Raw genomic sequence first — 17,330 nt, forward strand, 5'->3', positions numbered from 1 at the left:
GTCTCGGCTACGTCATCCAGTTCGCTTCGACCCAGCTCGACACGGCGCTGGTCTTCGCAGCGCTGCTGCTCGTTTCCGTGCTTGGCATCGCCTTCTACTACGCCGCCGAAATCCTCGAACGCATCGTGGTGCCGTGGGCGCCGAAATTCAGCCAGTCCTAGGCCCACTCGATCAACCAAATTCATAAAGGGAAACAAAACATGCTGAGACGGTCACTTATCAAGGCAGCTACCTTGGCAGCTTTTGTCGGCGCGCTCGGCTTCTCCAGCGCGGCTCTGGCGGCCGACAAGGTCAACGTCCAGCTCGACTGGGTGGTGCGCGGCAATCACGCCATGTTCTTCGTCGGCAAGGAAAAGGGCTTCTTCGCCAAGAACGACATCGATGTGGCCGAGATCCGCAAGGGATCCGGCTCGCCGGACGCGATGCGGCTGGTGGGCAGTGAGAACGCGGATTTCGGGTTCGGCGATCTTCCCACGCTTGCCGTCGCACGCTCGCAGAATGTCCCGGTCGTGGCGCTGGCGGCCGTCAATCAGCACTCGCCGCTGGGGATCATTTCGCTGGCCAAGACGCTGAAGCTCACCAAGCCGTCCGACCTCAAGGGACTGACCATCGGCATTCATCCGGCCGGCTCCACCTACATCTTCTTCAAGGGCTTCCTGGCCGCCAACGGCCTGACCGAAAAGGACATGACGCTGAACAGCGTCTCGCCTCCCTATGAAAGCTATTTGCTGCTTGGCCGGGTTCAGACCGTCGTCGGCTATATCGATGCGGAGGTTCCCGAACTGGAAGCGAAGGCCGGAGGCCCCGGCTCGCTCAGCATCATGATGGGGGCGGACCATGGGTGGAAAGCCTATGGCTCGGGCCTGTTCACCTCGCAGGCGATGATCAAGGACAAGCCGGACGTCGTACGCCGCTTCGTCAAGGCATACAGGGAGGCCTTCGACTATGTCGTGGCTCATCCGGAAGAGGCCGCCGAGATCACGGCCAAGGCCGCGCCCGGCTATGCGGAGAAAAAGGATGTACTGCTGGCGCAGATCAACGCCGACATCGCATCGACGTTCAGCAGCCCCGACACCAAGGAACACGGTCTCGGCTGGATGACCAAGACGCAGTGGGAGGAGACCCTGAAGACGCTGACGGACCAGGGCGTGCTCAAGACGGCTCTGTCGGCGGACGACGTCTTCACCGACGCATTCCTGGCAAAAGAATAAGGGGCGCGCGGTGTTCGAACGGAAAGCCCGATGAGCGCCTACCGGCAGACCAGGCTGTCCCGCGCGATGCCGCAGGACACATCATGCTCGCCTTTCGCCGCATCGGTGCGGTCGAGCGTGACCTGCACGCGGGTGGCATATGGGCGGCTCGCCAGACCGCACCACAGCCGCTCGACGGGCAGGTTCTCGCGCTTGTCGTTGAGGATCGTGAACGTGCCGGTCTTCGCATCGAACCAGAGCTCGACGCGGGTCTTCTTGCCCGGCTCGACCGTTGCGATCCCGGCTGAATACCAGTGGGCGAAGTCGGCGTTGCAGGAGAGACTTTCGCTGCCCGCATTCGAAATCGTCAACGGAACCATGTCGAGCCCGTCAGTGCCGGTGCGGACGGTGACATGGTGCAACTCAACCGCGTTGGCGAAGGACGACAACGCCAGCATCACCGGAAGGGCATAACGGATCTTCACTTTGCCTGAGCTCCACAATGTAATTTCCTAGGCAGTCTATCTCGCTTTTGCGCAATAACAATAAGAATATTGATTTGGTGAAACAACAGAGAGGGTAACATGTTTAAGCTTCTTAAGAGCAGTGTAAGTGCAGTTATATTGACTGGTGTCTTGATGAGCGGCGCGCTTGCCGGCGAGGTCAAGTCGATCGCCATCCTGACGCCCGAAGAAGGCACGGACTATGGCTGGAACCAGCAAGGCATCGACGCCGCCAAGGCGGCGGGCAAGGCCGCCGGCGTCGAAGTGGTCGTGGCCCAGGGCCTCGGCTATGGCGACGTTCGTCCGACCTTGCGGGAACTTGCGACCGATGGCGCCAGCCTTCTGATCGCCCATGCCAGCGGCTACAACACCTCGGCGCCCGAAATCGCCAAGGAACTGAAAGTTCCGGTGGCGATCGTCGACACGCCAGCCGGCCTGGAGAAGGGCCTTGTCGCCGACTACACGCTGAGCGGCCACGAGGGTGCCTATCTGGCCGGCCGTCTCGCCGCCAAGGTGTCGCGTTCCAAGTCGGTCGGCATCGTCGTCTCGGGCGAACCGCCATCATGGAATTCGCAGTCGGCGGCATTCGCGCAAGGCGTGAAGGCGGAAAACCCTGACGTCAAGATCACCTATGCGGTGATCGGCCCTGCCGCCTACAGCGATGCGGCCGGCGGCAAGCGCGTCACCGAAAGCGTGATCGCATCGGGTGCCGACATCATCTTCGGCCAAGGCAACGGTTCGAGCTTCGGCATGCTGCAGGCGGTCGAGACGACCAAGGCAGCCGATGGCGGCAAGGTCTATTTCATCGACGTCATCGGCGACAAGTCACCGATCGACAAGGGCTTCCTGCTGTCGTCGGTGGTGTGGAATATCGAGCCGGTCTATGCGGCCATGATTGCCGACCTGAAGGCCGACACGTTCGGCACCAAACACTATACGATCGGCCTCAAGGACGACTCGGTCAAGCTGCTGAAGACCGCTGCGATCCCGGACAATGCCTGGACGGAAATCCAGGCGCTGCGCGAGGACGTCATTTCCGGCGAGATCAAGGTTGAGCCGGTCTATGACGCGGCCGCCGTCAGGGCATTGATGACCAGCGTCGCCCAGTAAGGCGATCACGGTCGGCTGCCGGAGGGGTGATCCGTTCACCCCTCCGGACGATTCCCGTTTTTTGGTGCTGGGCTTTCATGAGCGGTTTTTCTTCATCGTCCGTTGCAGGGCGCGACATCGTCGCGCTTGAAGGCGTGACCAAACGGTTCCCCGGCATCGTTGCCAATGACAGCGTCGACCTGTCGATCCGCCCGGGCGAAGTGCATGTGTTGCTGGGAGAGAACGGCGCTGGAAAATCGACACTGATCGGCATGTTGTCCGGCCTGCAGCAGCCGGACGAAGGACGCATACTGGTCGACGGCAAACCGACGCCGATCACCTCGCCGCGCCATGCGCTGGCACTCGGCATCGGCACCGTATTCCAGCACATGATGCTGGTGCCGACGCTGACGGTGGCGGAAAATCTCCTGCTTGGCGGGCCGTGGTGGCAGCGCCCCAGGACCGAGGAACTGGCGGCGCGCGTCGCCGAGATCACCGGCACGCTCGGCATCACCGTCAAGCTTCAAGCCAAGGTATCGGAGTTGTCGCTCGGCGAGCAGCAGCAGGTTGAGATCCTGCGCGCGATGCTGCGCAACAGTCGGCTGCTCATCCTTGACGAGTCCACCTCCATGCTGACGCCGAAAGGTATCGACGAACTGGGCGCGCTGATGCGCCGCCTCGTCGAGCAGGGCCTGGCGATCGTCTTCATCACCCACAAGCTCAAGGAGGCGGCTGCCTTCGGCGACCGAATCTCGGTGCTGAAGCTTGGCCGCAAGGTCGGCGAGATCCCGCCCGAGCGGTTTCGCGCGCTGGGCGAACAGGAGATCGTCTCCGAGATCGTGGAATTGATGTTCGGCAAGCAGAAGGATGATTCGGAAGCCGTCGAGCGTCCTGTCCGCACTGCCCGCGCCGGAACGGCCCCGCTGCTTCAGGTCGCGGATCTGGCGGTCGCGCCGACGGACAATGCGCCGGGCCTGTCGTCGATCTCCTTCGACATCCGCCCGGGCGAGATCCTGGGCATAGCCGGCATCGACGGCAACGGCCAGAAGCAGCTGGCGGAAGCGCTGGCCGGCCAGCGTACAGCTGCCGGCGGCTCGATACGGCTGGAAGGCGCCGCCATCGAGACGCTGAGCGTCGGCGAGCGCCGCCGGCGCGGCCTTCGCTACCTGACCGACGACCGGCTGGGCGAGGGCACTGTCGGAACCTTCCCGGTCTCGATCAACTTCTTCCTCAAGCAGGTCGGCGCGGCCCCGTTCTGGCGCAACGGCGTCGAGCAGCGCGCGGAGATCGACAAGCGCGCCACCCAGCTCGTGCGCGAATATGACGTGCGTACGCCGAGCCTGAAGACGCCTGTCGCGAGGCTGTCCGGCGGCAACATCCAGAAGGTGCTTCTGGCGCGAGAACTGGCTGAGGGCGCCAAGGTGGTGATCTTCAACAAGCCGACCTACGGTCTCGATCTCGCCAACACTTTGGCGTCGCGCCAGCGTATTCGCGACACGGCGGCGCGTGGCCTTGCCGTGCTGCTGATCTCCACCGACCTCGAGGAATTGCTTGGTCTGTGCGACCGCATCGCCGTCATCGCCGACGGCGCTTTGGTCGGCACCGTCGAGAACGTAGACGACGCCCGCACCAAGGTCGGTCGCCTGATGATCGGACTTGCCGCATGAGCATCGACACCGCACCCACGGTCAGTGCTACCGCACTCGATGCCACGAGCGGGGCAACGACGCGCCGCGACATCCTGCATCGGCTGCTGATGACGCTCGGCCCGATCCTCATCGCTCTCGTCATAGCCGGCTGTATCCTGCTTGCGGTCGGCGTCGACCCGCTCGCCTACTACGGCTTCGTGCTGGAGAAAGGACTGTTCTCGCCGCTCGGCATCCAGCAGACGCTGACGCGCATGGCGCCGCTGCTGTTTCTTGCCGCCGGCCTGATCGTGGCCTTTCGCGCCGGCATGTGGAATCTCGGCGGCGATGGCCAGTTCCTGCTCGGCGCGGTGACGGCGGCTGCCAGCGCTCCTATGTTCGTGCAGGTCATGCCAGCCTGGCTGGCGCTGGTCTGCTCGTTCCTCATCGCCATGGTGGTGGCGATGATCTGGTCGCTGGTGCCGGCCCTGCTGCGTGCCTATCAGGGCGTCAACGAGATCATCACCACGCTGATGATGACGTTCCTCGGCACCTCGCTCGCCAATGTGCTGGTCAAGCTGGCGTTTCGCGACCCGAACACGACCGTGCCGCAGACGCGCACGCTGCCGGTGGAGGACCGGCTGCCGCGCCTGTTCGAAACGACCATCACCAGCGGCTTGCTGCTTGGGCTGGCGGCGATCGTCATCGTGCATCTGGTGATGACGCGCACGGCGTTCGGGCTGAAGCTGAGGATCGTCGGCGCCAATCCACGCGCGGCGGTTCACTCGGGGCTCGGCGTCCCCGGCCTGACCGTCGCCGTCTTTGCCATTTCGGCCGGGCTGGCCGGGCTTGCCGGCGCCGTCGACATCATCGGCGTCCAGGGCAATGTCCGCGCCGACTGGAATCCCGCCTACGGGCTTGCCGTGATTCCCGCCGTGTTTCTCGCCCGCATGAACGGCTTTGCAGCCATCGGCTTCGTGTTCCTGCTTTCGGTGCTTTCGATCGGCGGCGAGAGCGCGGCGCGCCGGCTCGGCGTGCCCAATCATTTCACTCTGGTGCTGGTTTCCATCGTGCTGATCGTGCTCGCGCTCGCCGAATATTTCGATCACCGATACAACCAGTCGCGGAGGGCCTAGGCATGACCGGGCTGTTCAGCGAAGTCTTTCTCAGCGCGCTCCTGTTCGGCGCCGTCACCGCGGCGATCCCGCTGCTGCTTGCCGGGCTCGGCGAGCAGATCTCCGAGAAGGCGGGCGTGCTCAATATCGGCATCGAAGGCATGATGCTGGCCGGCGCCTATCTCGGCTTTGTCGGCGCTTTCTATTCCGGGTCGCTGTGGCTGGGCTTTCTCACCGGTGCCGTCGGGGGTGCTGCGGTGGCGCTTGTCATGGCGCTGCTTTGCGTGCGCATCGGGCTGAACCAGATCGTCATCGGCATCGCGCTGACCTTGGGGCTCGAGGGCCTGACGGCACTGCTCCACCATTTCCAGTTCTCACGCAGCTACCCGCGCCTGCCCGCGGCGGAGGCGACCGTCATTCCGCTGCTTTCGGACATCCCGGTCATCGGGCCTGCATTCTTCAAGCATCATCTGATCGTCTATCTGGCGGTCGCGCTGGTTTTCGGCATGAGCTACCTCTATCGGCGCACGCAACTCGGCCTCAATTTGCAGGCGGCAGGCGACAAGCCGGCCGCGCTCGATGTCGCCGGCATCGATGTCGTGCGGACCCGCACCATCGCCGTGTTGACGACCGGAGCGCTGGCTGGGCTCGGCGGCGCCTATCTCGCCAATGTCGGGGCCGGGCTGTTCATTCCGTTCATCACCAATGGCGCGGGCTTTCTCGGCATCGTGCTGGCCATGCTGGCGCGCGGTCGCCCGATCTGGGTGCTGTTCGGCGCGCTGCTGTTCGGCGTCTGCCTGTCGCTGACGACGGCCATGCAGGTGGCCGGCATCAACATACCGACCGACATCATCCAGATGCTGCCGTTCCTGGCGGTGATGATCATGCTGGTGCTGTTCGGCCGGCGCGCGAGCCTGCCGGCGGCGCTCGGCATTCCATACGAGCGCGGCGCGCGCTGAGGACAATTCATGCGCGGATGGGACCCGCGCCAATAAAGGAGGCAAGAATGTCGGATACCAAGGTTTATCTGCTCGACGGCGGCTCGCTCGTTCTCGACGGCTATCATGTGTTCTGGAATCGCGGCCCTGGCGGCGAAGTGCGCTTCCCGGTCTATTCGATCCTGATCGAACATGCCGAGGGCCGGTTCCTCATCGACACCGGCTACGACTACGATCATGTGATGAAGGTGCTGCCGTTCGAAAAGCCGATCCAGGAAAAGCACCAGACCATCCCCGGCGCCCTGGCGCTGCTCGGTCTCGAACCGAAGGACATCGACGTCGTCGTCAATTCGCATTTCCACTTCGATCATTGCGGCGGCAACAAATATTTTCCGCATGCCAAGAAGATCTGTCATCGGGCCGAGGTGCCGCAGGCGTGCGATCCCCAGCCTTTCGAGCATCTCGGCTATTCCGATCTGAGCTTTTCGGCGGAGGCTGCCGAAGCGCGTGGCGCGACCGGGCAATTGCTTGCGGGAACGACACGGGCGAATTCGACCTTCGAGGGCATCGATGGCGACGTTGAGCTTGCCAGGGGCGTCCGGCTGATCTCGACGCCCGGTCATTCGATCGGCCATTACAGCCTGCTGGTCGAGTTTCCCAAGCGCAAGCCGATCATGTTCACGATCGACGCGGCCTATACGCAGAAGAGCCTTGAAACGCTGTGCCAGGCGGCCTTCCACATCGATCCGGTGGCGGGCGTCAATTCGATGCGCAAGGTGAAGAAACTCGCCGAGGATCATGGCGCCGAGCTGATGTACTCGCACGACATGGACAACTTCAAAACCTACAGGACCGGTACGCAATTCTACGGCTGACCGCCACCAATCGGGAGACAAGACGATGCGCTATCTCGAACACGCCGATCCGGTCATCACCCTGACCGCGGGGCCGGTGAACGCCTATGCCGAAGTGCTGCGCGGCCTCGGGCGCACGGTGCTCTACGACTACGACCCGGCGTTCCAGCTCTTCTACGAGGGTGTGGTCGACAAGGCGCAAAAGGCGATGCGGCTGTCGAACAAGCCGGTCATCCTGCATGGCGAGCCGGTGCTTGGCCTGGAGGCCGCCGCGGCCTCGCTGATCACGCCGGACGATGTCGTGCTCAACCTTGCCTCAGGCGTTTACGGCAAGGGATTCGGCTATTGGGCGAAGCGCTATTCGCCACATCTGCTCGAGATCGAGGTGCCCTATAACGAGGCGATCGATCCGCAGGCGGTCGAGGCAATGCTGAAAGCGCATCCGGAGATCACTGTCGTTTCCGTCTGCCACCACGACACGCCGTCCGGCACCATCAATCCGATCGACGCCATCGGTGCGCTGGTTTCAGCGCATGGCGGCTATCTCATCGTCGATGCCGTCTCGTCCTTTGGCGGCATGAAGACGCATCCGGAGGATTGCAAGGCCGATATCTATGTCACCGGCCCGAACAAATGCCTGGGCGCGCCTCCCGGCCTGACGATGATGGGTGTCAGCGAGCGGGCCTGGGCCAAGATGAAGGGCAACGAGGCGGCCCCCCGCGCGTCGATGCTGAGCATCGTCGACTGGGAGCATGCTTGGTCGCGGGACAAGCCGTTTCCATTCACGCCGTCGGTCTCGGAGATCAACGGGCTCGATGTCGCGCTCGACCTCTATCTCAATGAGGGACCGGAGGCGGTGTGGGCGCGCCATGCACTCACCGCCAAGGCCATGCGCGCCGGCGTCGCAGCGATGGGCCTGTCGATCTGGGCCGCCAGCGACAAGATCGCGTCGCCGACCACGACTGCCGTGCGCACGCCCGAAGGTGTCGACGAGAAGGCGCTTCGCCAGGCCGCGCGCGCCCGCTACGGCGTGGTGTTTTCGTCTGGCCGTGGCGAGACCTTGGGGAAGCTGACACGCATCGGCCATATGGGACCGACCGCCCAGCCGATCTATGCGATCGCGGCGCTGACGGCACTGGGCGGCGCCATGAACGCGGCCGGCCAGAAACTGGCGATCGGCAAGGGCATCGACGCGGCGCTGGCCGTGATCGACGCCGACGCCTGAACAGACATCACCACGGATTGAGGGAGCATTTTCATGACTGAACGGCTTGCGGGAAAGACGGCCCTGGTTACAGGCGCCGCGCAGGGTATCGGCAGGGCGATCGCAGCGCGGCTTGCCGCCGACGGTGCGACCGTCATCGTCAGCGACATCAATGCCGAAGGCGCCGGGGCGGCGGCCGCGGCGATAGGCGGAAAGGCGAGGGCGATCGCCGCCGACATTTCCGATCCGGCATCCGTCAAGGCACTCTTCGCCGAAATCCAGGCCCTGACCGGGGGCATCGACATCCTGGTCAACAATGCCAGCATCGTGCCGTTCGTCGCCTGGGACGATGTCGATCTCGACCATTGGCGCAAGATCATCGACGTCAATTTGACCGGCACTTTTATCGTCAGCCGTGCCGGTACGGACCAGATGCGTGCGGCGGGGAAGGCCGGACGGGTAATCAGCATCGCATCCAACACCTTCTTTGCCGGCACACCGAACATGGCGGCCTATGTCGCGGCCAAGGGCGGCGTTATCGGCTTCACCAGGGCGCTCGCCACGGAACTCGGCAAATACAACATAACTGCCAACGCGGTGACGCCAGGCCTGATCGAGAGCGACGGCGTCAAGGCGAGCCCGCACAACGAGGCTTTCGGCTTCGTCGAGATGCTTCAGGCGATGAAAGGCAAAGGGCAGCCGGAACACATCGCCGATGTGGTTTCGTTCCTGGCCTCCGACGATGCGCGCTGGATCACCGGCCAGACGCTCAATGTCGACGCCGGGATGGTGCGCCACTAAAGCGCATCCCAAAAACGCTACGACCCTTCCGGGCGACCTGCATTTTGGGTCGCAACAGCGGATGAGCGCGGCCGTGTCCGCAAGGCCGTGCCGCAAAATGGCCAATCAAGGAAAAATCATAGTGGACTTCGGATTCGACACGTCGGCTTTCGACGGGCTGACGATTGCAATGCTGATCGCCGGCCTGGCCATGACCGGAATTGCCTCCGGCGTGCTCGCCGGTCTGCTGGGAGTCGGAGGCGGCATCGTCATCGTTCCGGTGCTGTTCTGGGTGCTTAGCCTGTTCCATTTTTCGCCTGCTGTGATCAGCCATCTGGCGGTCGCGACGTCGCTTGCGGTCATCATCCCCACCTCGATCTCGTCGATGCGGTCGCACAACAGGCGCGGCAATGTCGACCGGGCACTGCTCACACTATGGGGACCGGCCATTTTCGTCAGTGCCCTCATCGGCGGCATCATGTCGAAATTCATCCCGGGCGCCGGCTTGCGGCTGGTCTTCGGCGTCGTCGGCCTGCTGGTGGCCGTCAACATGGCGTTGCCGAAGCACCTCGTGATCTCCGATCACCTGCCGCAAAGCGGCTGGATCAACCGCGCGATCGCTGCTGTGATCGGCTTTGTCTCTTCGCTCATGGGGATTGGCGGCGGCACACTGTCGGTGCCGACGCTTTCCAGCTTCTCCTTTCCGGTGCACCGGGCCGTCGGCACATCGTCGGCGCTTGGCCTGCTTATCGCGCTTCCAGCGGTGGCCGGCTTCATCTGGTCGGGTCTCGCAATTGCAGGCAGGCCTCCGCTCAGCCTGGGTTACGTCAGCCTGCCGGCGGTTGCCATCATAGCGCCCGTGAGCTTTCTGTTCGCTCCTCTGGGCGCAAGGCTCGCCCACGCGCTCAACCCGCGCTACCTGAAGCTTGCCTTTGCGTTCTTCCTGGCGATCACGGCCGGGCGAATGCTGCTTTCCTGAATCCGGTTCGGCGGCCTACGGCTATTTTTCCCGCATGGCCCGGCGGAAGTTCTGCGTGATCGGCTCGGCGAGATAAGAGAGCACGGTGCGGGTCCCCGTCCGGATCATCGTCTCGCTCGACATGCCGGGCAGCAGCTTGCGGCCCTCCAGCTTGCCCAGTTCGCTTTTGTCGATCACAACCGTCGCCGCGAAAAACGGTGCGCCGCTGCGTTCCTCAACCATGCGGTCAGCCGACACGATCTCCACGACGCCCTCGAGCGGCGGCAGGTTGTAGCGGGCGAAGGCCGGGAAGCTGACGCGCGCGAGCTGTCCGGGTGCGATCGTCTCGACATCCTCCGGCTTGACCATAGCCTCGACCACGAGTTGTTGTCCGAGCGGTACGATCGTCATCAATGTCTCACCGGGTTTCACGACACCGCCCGCCGTATGGACCTTCAGCTCCATGACGATGCCGTCAACCGGCGCGACGACGTTGGTACGGCTAAGCACGTCCCTGGCGGAACGCTCCTGCTGTCCGAGGTCAAACAACTCCGCCTCGACTTTGCTCAACTCGTCGACGGCCTCGTTCAGGCGCACTGTGTTGAGGTTCAGGATCTGCATGTCGATCTCGGCCATGGCGCTTCCGGCACGGGCGATTGCCGCGACATTGGTGGCGCGCTCGCCCTCGATCTCCCGCTGCTGGCGTCTGAGCGACAAGTTCCGTTCGCGGGTGGTCAGCCCTTTCTTGAGCAGACCCTCAAGGTCTTTGCTTTCACCCTCGATTGCCTCGATCTGCTTGTCTTCCGTGACGACAAGCTGCTCCAGCCCCGTTATCTCTTCCTCGACCTGGTGACGGCGCTGGCCGAGAATTTCCCGCTCGTCCTTCAGATTGTGGTGCTTCGCTGCAAACACGTCACGCTGTGCTGCCACCGCGTCCTTCACGGCGATCGCGGGGTTTGCGAGCAACGCCGGATTGAACTCGATCTCGGTCTTGCCGTCACGCTCGGCCCTGAGACGCGCGGCCAGCGCCTCACGCGTTGCTATCCGGTTCTGGATCAGGTCGAGCTGCGCCTTTGCCTGCGTGTCGTCGAGCCGGACGAGGATCTTGCCCGCCTTGACGATATCCCCGTTGGCGGCGTTCAACTCCGCGATGATGCCGCCCTCGAGGTGCTGGATGAGCTTGCGGTCGCCGGCGACCTTGATAACGCCCGACGCCACCGCAGCGCTGTCCAGCGGCGCCAGGGCCGCCCATCCCCCGGCCACGCCGAAGAACAGGAACATGATCGCGAAGCCGGTGCACGTCACGCCGGTGAGACGGAGGGGTTGCGGCTCCAGGAGAGAGGGCGGCGCGAGGGGCAGCGGCACGACCTTCAATTCAGGGGGGCGGCTCATGCTTCCTTGACCTCTTTGATTTCCTTCACCACTTCAAGGGCTGGCAACTGGGCCACCTTGGGCAGATGGGCCACCTTGCCGACACGGCTGGCGAGTTCATTGAAGACATGATCGCGCGGCCCGAAGAGATCTTGCTGACCCCTGTTGAGGACCAGTATCTTGTCTACCTTGTCCAAGATGCTGGCGCGGTGCGCGATAAGGATAACGGTCGTATTCGTCGCCTTGGCCACGCCGAGAGCGGCAATCAATGCCTCCTCGCCCTCCCTGTCGAGGTTGGAATTGGGTTCATCGAGGATAAGCAGCGCGGGGTCGCCGTAGAGTGCCCGCGCCAGCCCGATGCGCTGGCGCTGCCCGCCCGACAGTATCGCACCCGCTTCGCCGATTTCGGTGCCGTACGCCTTCGGCAGTCCTTTGATCAGCTCGTGGACTCCCGCCAACTGCGCGGCCTCGACCACCTTGTTGAAGACCGCCGGGTTGAGCATCGCGAAGCGGCAAATGTTTTCGGACACGGTGCCGGCGAAGAGCTCGATGTCCTGCGGCAGATAGCCGACATGACGACCACGGTCTTCCGCCGCCCATTGGGCAACATCCGTTCCGTCCAGCAAGGCGCGCCCCGCGGACGGGCGCCAGGCGCCGGCGAGTATGCGCGCCAGGCTCGTCTTGCCAGCCCCGCTCGGACCGATCAACGCCATCGCTTCACCCGGCTCGAGGCGGAAGTTGATCCCCTTGAGGATGTGCTCGCCACCCTGCCGGGCAAGCACAAGGTTGTCGGCCTCAAACCTGCCTTTCGGACGGGGCAGTGGCAGGACCGGTGTGGCCTCCCGGTGCTGTCCGGCGACCGCGGTGAGGCGCCGGTAAGCGGCACGGGCTCCGACCGTCGCCTTCCAGGTGCCGATCGCTTGCTCGACCGGTGACAATGCGCGGCCCATCAGGATCGAGGCGGAGATCATGATACCGGGCGAGGCCTCGTTGCGAAGAACCAGATAGGCACCGAGGCCGAGTATGGCCATTTGCAGGGCCAGCCGGTGACAACGCGCGATGGCCGCGATGACCCCACCCCGGTTAGCGGCAAGGACTTGTCCTTTGTTCGCCTCGTCCTGCTGTGCCTTCCAGCCTTCCATCAGCGGCTTTAGCATACCCATCGCCTGGACGACCTCGGCGTTGCGGATCGTCGCCTCGGCCTGCACGTATGCCCGCGACTGTGCATTTGCAGCCTCGGTCAATGGTTTGCGTGTGACGTATTCGTTGAGCAACGCCAACGCGAAGAGAACAATCCCGCCGCACAGCGCCAACCAGCCCAGCCAGGGGTGCATGACGAATATGGCGGCGAAAAACAACGGTGCCCAAGGCGCGTCAAGAATCGGGAAGATGCTCGGGCTGGTGAAGAAATTCCGCACTTGATCCAGGTCGCGTAGCGGACGGGCGTTGGCATGACCGGGCGCCGAGGCGGCATATTCCACGGATGCGGTCAGGAGAACCGGTGCCAACCGCGCGTTCATCCACGATCCGACTTTAGCCAGAAGACGCCCGCGCACCACCTCCAGCCCCGCCATTGCCGCGAGTGCCCCTGCCGCCATAAGCGACAGCATCACCAGCGTCTCCAGGCTGTGGCTGGACAACACGCGGTGGTAGACCTGGAGCATATAGAGCGCCCCGGTCAGCATCAGCACGTTGATGCCGCCGCTGAACCAGACAAGCGGCCGGATGGCGCGTCTGGCCTCTTTCATCACCACCTGCAGGGCAGGCGGCTGTTGGTTGGTTCTCATCATCTGGATGACATCTCCGTGCAAGAGATCGCGGGAGGCGCACGGGGGCAGCATCGGCTGCCCCCGTTGGTCAAGTGTCAGGCGACATCAACAAGTATGTGCTGCATGTCTGTCACATCCCCGTCCGCGTCCGCCACCTGGAAGGCGAAGTCGAGGCTGGCTGACGGCGTCTCGGTCACGGTCGTGCTGAAGGCGATGTCCACGATCTTCAGCACGTCGTTGTCAGCGCCGTCGAAGCTCACCAGATCGTTGGTCGCAACGCTGCTGCCGCCGCCAGCTCCGGTCTCCCTGATCAGGTCGATGGCACTGCCGGTGATCCCGTTGCCCGACTGCATGATCTGGACACCCTGCAGCAGGTACTCTTCGCCGGCTGCGTTGTAGTCGTTCTGCTCGATGATCACGAGGCCGTCATTGTTGTCGAGCGTGAACTCCGAGCTGTACGGGGACGGGGCCTGACCCGTCTTGAAGATGTCGGCGTTCTGCACGTACATAGCCCGTGTGATCGAAGTGTCGTCCGCGGTGCCGAAGATGTTGTCGGCACCGTTGTCGGCCAGGTTGAGGATCAGCATCAGGTCCTCGCTGTTACCGATGCCGTCGAACTCGATGGCCATGCTGCCGGCGAAAGCCGACGTCTGTGGTGTCTGCTGCACCTCGGTTGCGATACCGACATTGTTGTCGAAGAACCGCAACGTGAGCAATTCGCCTTTCTGGATCGTGTCACCGGCGACACCGTTGGTGTTCTGCGTCGCAGACACCCATGTTTCATTGTCGTTGCTCACCATGTCGTGAGCGCCGAAGGCGAATGAGGAGTCAAAGGGGTTGGATGCCCCCTCGCCGTTGTTCGTCAATCCGAACGGGTTGGATCTGTTGATCGCGTTGCCGGTGAACTGCACGTAGAAGTCTTCGTCTACATTCTGCGTGGTCCCGTCATCCGCCTGCAATTGTTCCAACACGATCTGCGGGTGGCCCGTATTGCTCGTGGGCTGCTTGGACAAGAGTTCACTGGTGTGGATAAGGTCGAAGCTGAAGCCTTCGAGCGGATCGGTCAGGGTGATGGTGTAAGTGCCGGCACCCTTGTCGAAGAGGAGGGTGCCGCCCGCCGTGCCCGGCTGGACGAGATCCGCTGGGTCCTTGTCGTAGGTGAAGCTGAAGTCGAACGTCGCGAAATCGGAGTCCTCCGACGCGAGCGTGACGTCCGAGGTGATGAGATTGCCCCCGCCGCCGCCGGTGATCGAGCCGGTGAGTGCGATCTGGATGCCATTAAGCGGGTCGCCATCCTGGTCGACGAAGTCAGAGTGCGTGGCATCGTAGAACGCGTCCGGGCGAGCATCCGCGCCGATGTCGTACCCGAAGGCTCCGGTGGCGGACGCATTAGCCGCATTAGCCAGGGTTTCGTGGGTACCATCGCTACCACCACCGGAGGCATCACCGTCGAACGGCACCGTGATCGTCGGGCCGTCATCCTCGAAGGTGAAAGCAGTGCCGATGTTGGCTGTTGCCTCGGCGGTGTCGCCGTCACCATCGGTGGCGGTCGCGGTCAGAGTAACCAGATCGGCCGCGGCAAGTACCGCCGCCGAAGCGCCACTCTCCACGGGATCTGCCGGATCGTTATGGATAACCGAACGGTCCTGAGTCAGCGTTACCTCGCCGGTGTTCTCATCGACGCTGATCAGGAAGGCGACCGTAGCCGTGTCGTTCTCCAGATAGCCTTCGACTTCGCCGTTGCCATTGACGCGCAGCAGAATGTTATCGCCGCTGAGCGTGTCGTCGAGGCCGCTGTCGACGTCTGCGCTCTTGACGCCGAGCTCATAGGTGACGGCGCCGCCGTCGGCGCCGAGGTCGGTGCTGAAGGCGGAAGTAAAGCTTGCCGATGTGGTATCGGAAAGGTCGCTATCGTCGGTGGTCAGCGTCGGAATAGTGCCGTCCGCCGTCACCGTCGGGCCGTCATCCTCGAAATGGAAGGCGTCGCCGATATTGGCGGTTGCAGCGTCGGTGTCGCCGTCACCATCGGTGGCGGTCGCGGTCAGTGTCACGAGGTCGGCCGCGGCAAGTGCCGCCGCCGAAGCACCGCTCTCCACCGGATCGGCTGCATCGTTGTGGACGACCGAGCGATTCTGGGTCAGCGTCACCTCGCCGGTGTTCTCGTCGACGCTGATCAGGAAGGCGACCGTGCCTGTGGCGTTCGCCAGATAGCCTTCGACCTCGCCGCTGGCGTTGAGGCGCAGCAGGATGTTGTCGCCGCTGAGCGTGTCGTCGAGGCCGCTGTCGACACCGGGGCTCTTGACGTCGAGCGCATAGGTGACGCCGTCGAGGCCATCGGCGCCGGCGTCGACGCTGAAGACCGACGCGAAACTTGCCGACGCCGTATCGGGAATGTCCGTATCATCGGTAATCAGCGGCGAAACAGTGCCGTCCGCTGTCACCGTCGGCCCGTCATCGTCGAAGTTGATGAAGGAGCCGACCTCTTCGCTGTGGGCGTTGGTGTTCGTCGTCGAGAAATGGAACTCGGAGATATCGAGCCCTTCGTTTGAATCGACCGATGATACCTGCAGCCGATCCATTGGGCTGCTGGTGATGACATCGACGGTGGTGACGTTGTCGAGTCCGGTGATGGTGACTATGCCCGTGCCGAGCCCACTGACGGTGACGTTGCCGCTCCCAGTGGCATAGGTGCCATTGGCGATGATGGTGGACGCAAACCCTGATTCACCCGTCAACGTGAGGCTGGTGATGTTCACGAGGTTGGTCGCGGTGCCGTCAAAGAAATCCGTGCCTTGATCGTTGCCCGTATTGTTGAAGGCAGCGATACTGACGTCCACCCGATCAGTGGGAGTAGAAGGCGTGATCTGGTTGATTGTGAATCCGGCCCGCGTGACGGTCTCGAGATGGCTATCGTACTGGATTTCCGAGGCATCACCCGCGGCCAGATCACCGCCGGTCACAAAATCGACCTGGAGCGTTTCGCCCGGATTAATGCTCTGGTTGTTGACGCCGAAGCCCTTTTCACTCACGTTGGCGGTGCCACCGTTCAAGCCTATCACCAGAAGCTGCTTGGAAGCGTCATCGGGCGAATTGATCAAGTAAAAATCATTGTTGCCGGGCGCGGCGTCCTCGCCCAAAAAACTGACCACGGAGGTTCCCGCAACGGAGGCGAACACTGCGTCTTCCAGATTGATGCGGTCGTCCGGGTTGGTCTCGTCCGGATGGAACAACGGCACGTACTGGACCGTATACAAATCCGCATTGGTGTTGCTGGTGTTGATCAGGGCGAACGAGAAGGCGAGCGGCCCGGTCTCGGCGGGCTCAGTGCCCGCGTCAGAGGTGCCAATGACGCCGATCACGACGTTTGGATGCGTTAGGTCCTGGAACAGCCAGACATAATTGCCATCGACCGTCTGAATGCCGCTGTTCACGCCGACGGTGGTGGAAAACGGGGTTCCAGCGAGGTTCTGTGAGAGAACGACCGAGGTGATGGTTTCTCCCGCGCTCGCCGAGGCCTCCACGAAGTTGGCCTGGAAGGCGACCTCAGGCGAGGTCAACCCACCCGGATCGTCGAGACTTAGGAGATATTGCACCGTGGGGTTGGTGTCGTATGGCGGAATGGCCGGATTGATATCATCGTCCGTAAAACCGATTGTCTCGTCGATGATGATGTCTTGAGCTGCGATGTCGAGTGCCATGGAGATTCTCCTTGGTTCAAAATGCTTTCTGGAAAAGGGATGCAGCCCCCAATGCCGGAAATGCACCTACCCCGGTGCAGCCGGTCGCATACTGAAATGCGCCCCTCCAATTTCATTGTGCCGCCGGCGCAGAGGACGCGTCCATTCCCGCTTCGATAGTATTGCGGTCAATGTCCGCACCTGATCGAACGATATATATCCTTCGATAGATCAGGCTGGCGGGCGCTGGGAGAGGC

General features: G+C 63.0%; 14 protein-coding genes (1 of these 14 running past the window's edge). 10 read left to right on the plus strand and 4 right to left on the minus strand.

Annotated elements, in window-relative coordinates; translation table 11 throughout:
• Both EOB80_RS03805 and EOB80_RS03810 read left to right on the plus strand, forming a co-directional pair.
• Window positions 1–187: the final stretch of an ABC transporter permease gene (locus EOB80_RS03805; RefSeq protein WP_245466238.1), read on the plus strand. The gene continues 674 nt to the left of window position 1, outside the view; only the last 187 of its 861 coding nucleotides appear in the window; the start codon falls outside the window, past its left edge; its stop codon occupies window positions 185–187.
• Between the two features lie 13 nt (window positions 188–200).
• Window positions 201–1,211 (plus strand): ABC transporter substrate-binding protein, encoded by a 1,011-nt coding sequence (locus EOB80_RS03810; protein WP_127326718.1) that lies wholly within the window; start codon window positions 201–203, stop codon window positions 1,209–1,211.
• 38 nt (window positions 1,212–1,249) lie between these two features.
• Here EOB80_RS03810 and EOB80_RS03815 read toward each other — a convergent pair whose 3' ends face one another.
• Window positions 1,250–1,675 carry a hypothetical protein gene (locus EOB80_RS03815; RefSeq protein ID WP_127326719.1) on the minus strand — a complete coding sequence of 142 codons (426 nt, stop codon included), beginning with the start codon at window positions 1,673–1,675 and terminating at the stop codon, window positions 1,250–1,252.
• 153 nt (window positions 1,676–1,828) lie between these two features.
• Here EOB80_RS03815 and EOB80_RS03820 point away from each other — a divergent pair, with 153 nt between their 5' ends.
• From EOB80_RS03820 to EOB80_RS03855, 8 genes are all read left to right on the plus strand, one after another.
• Window positions 1,829–2,803: a BMP family protein gene (locus tag EOB80_RS03820; RefSeq protein ID WP_245466239.1), complete on the plus strand. Its 975-nt coding sequence runs from the start codon at window positions 1,829–1,831 to the stop codon at window positions 2,801–2,803.
• Between the two features lie 77 nt (window positions 2,804–2,880).
• Window positions 2,881–4,449 (plus strand): ABC transporter ATP-binding protein, encoded by a 1,569-nt coding sequence (locus tag EOB80_RS03825; protein ID WP_127326721.1) that lies wholly within the window; start codon window positions 2,881–2,883, stop codon window positions 4,447–4,449.
• On the plus strand, window positions 4,446–5,543 hold the full coding sequence (locus tag EOB80_RS03830) for an ABC transporter permease (RefSeq protein ID WP_127326722.1): 1,098 nt from the start codon (window positions 4,446–4,448) through the stop codon (window positions 5,541–5,543). Before EOB80_RS03825 ends, EOB80_RS03830 begins: the two co-directional genes overlap by 4 nt.
• Before the next feature lie 2 nt (window positions 5,544–5,545).
• Complete coding sequence (locus EOB80_RS03835) at window positions 5,546–6,481, plus strand: ABC transporter permease (RefSeq protein ID WP_127326723.1); 936 nt, start codon at window positions 5,546–5,548, stop codon at window positions 6,479–6,481.
• A gap of 47 nt (window positions 6,482–6,528) precedes the next feature.
• The gene (locus tag EOB80_RS03840; protein WP_127322609.1) at window positions 6,529–7,335 is read left to right on the plus strand and encodes a 4-pyridoxolactonase; all 807 of its coding nucleotides are present in this window, start codon (window positions 6,529–6,531) and stop codon (window positions 7,333–7,335) included.
• A 25-nt stretch (window positions 7,336–7,360) separates the two neighbouring features.
• Window positions 7,361–8,539, plus strand: coding sequence for an alanine--glyoxylate aminotransferase family protein (locus EOB80_RS03845; protein WP_127326724.1), 1,179 nt, complete (start codon window positions 7,361–7,363; stop codon window positions 8,537–8,539).
• Window positions 8,540–8,572: 33 nt separating this feature from the next.
• Window positions 8,573–9,319: an SDR family NAD(P)-dependent oxidoreductase gene (locus tag EOB80_RS03850; protein WP_127326725.1), complete on the plus strand. Its 747-nt coding sequence runs from the start codon at window positions 8,573–8,575 to the stop codon at window positions 9,317–9,319.
• Between the two features lie 121 nt (window positions 9,320–9,440).
• Entirely contained in the window at window positions 9,441–10,277 is an 837-nt protein-coding gene (locus tag EOB80_RS03855) for a sulfite exporter TauE/SafE family protein (RefSeq protein WP_127326726.1), read from the plus strand.
• 21 nt (window positions 10,278–10,298) lie between these two features.
• Here the strand turns inward: EOB80_RS03855 and EOB80_RS03860 are convergent, their stop codons facing one another.
• From EOB80_RS03860 to EOB80_RS03870, 3 genes are all read right to left on the minus strand, one after another.
• A complete protein-coding gene (locus EOB80_RS03860) occupies window positions 10,299–11,648 on the minus strand; it encodes an HlyD family type I secretion periplasmic adaptor subunit (RefSeq protein ID WP_127326727.1) in 1,350 nt (449 codons plus the stop codon).
• Complete coding sequence (locus EOB80_RS03865) at window positions 11,645–13,414, minus strand: type I secretion system permease/ATPase (protein ID WP_127326866.1); 1,770 nt, start codon at window positions 13,412–13,414, stop codon at window positions 11,645–11,647. Before EOB80_RS03865 ends, EOB80_RS03860 begins: the two co-directional genes overlap by 4 nt.
• Before the next feature lie 77 nt (window positions 13,415–13,491).
• A complete protein-coding gene (locus EOB80_RS03870; protein ID WP_127326728.1) occupies window positions 13,492–17,094 on the minus strand; it encodes a DUF5801 repeats-in-toxin domain-containing protein in 3,603 nt (1,200 codons plus the stop codon).
• Window positions 17,095–17,330 lie beyond the last annotated feature (236 nt).

It is taken from the genome of Mesorhizobium sp. M7A.F.Ca.MR.245.00.0.0 (genome assembly GCF_003997415.1).
Classification (GTDB): Bacteria; Pseudomonadota; Alphaproteobacteria; order Rhizobiales; family Rhizobiaceae; genus Mesorhizobium.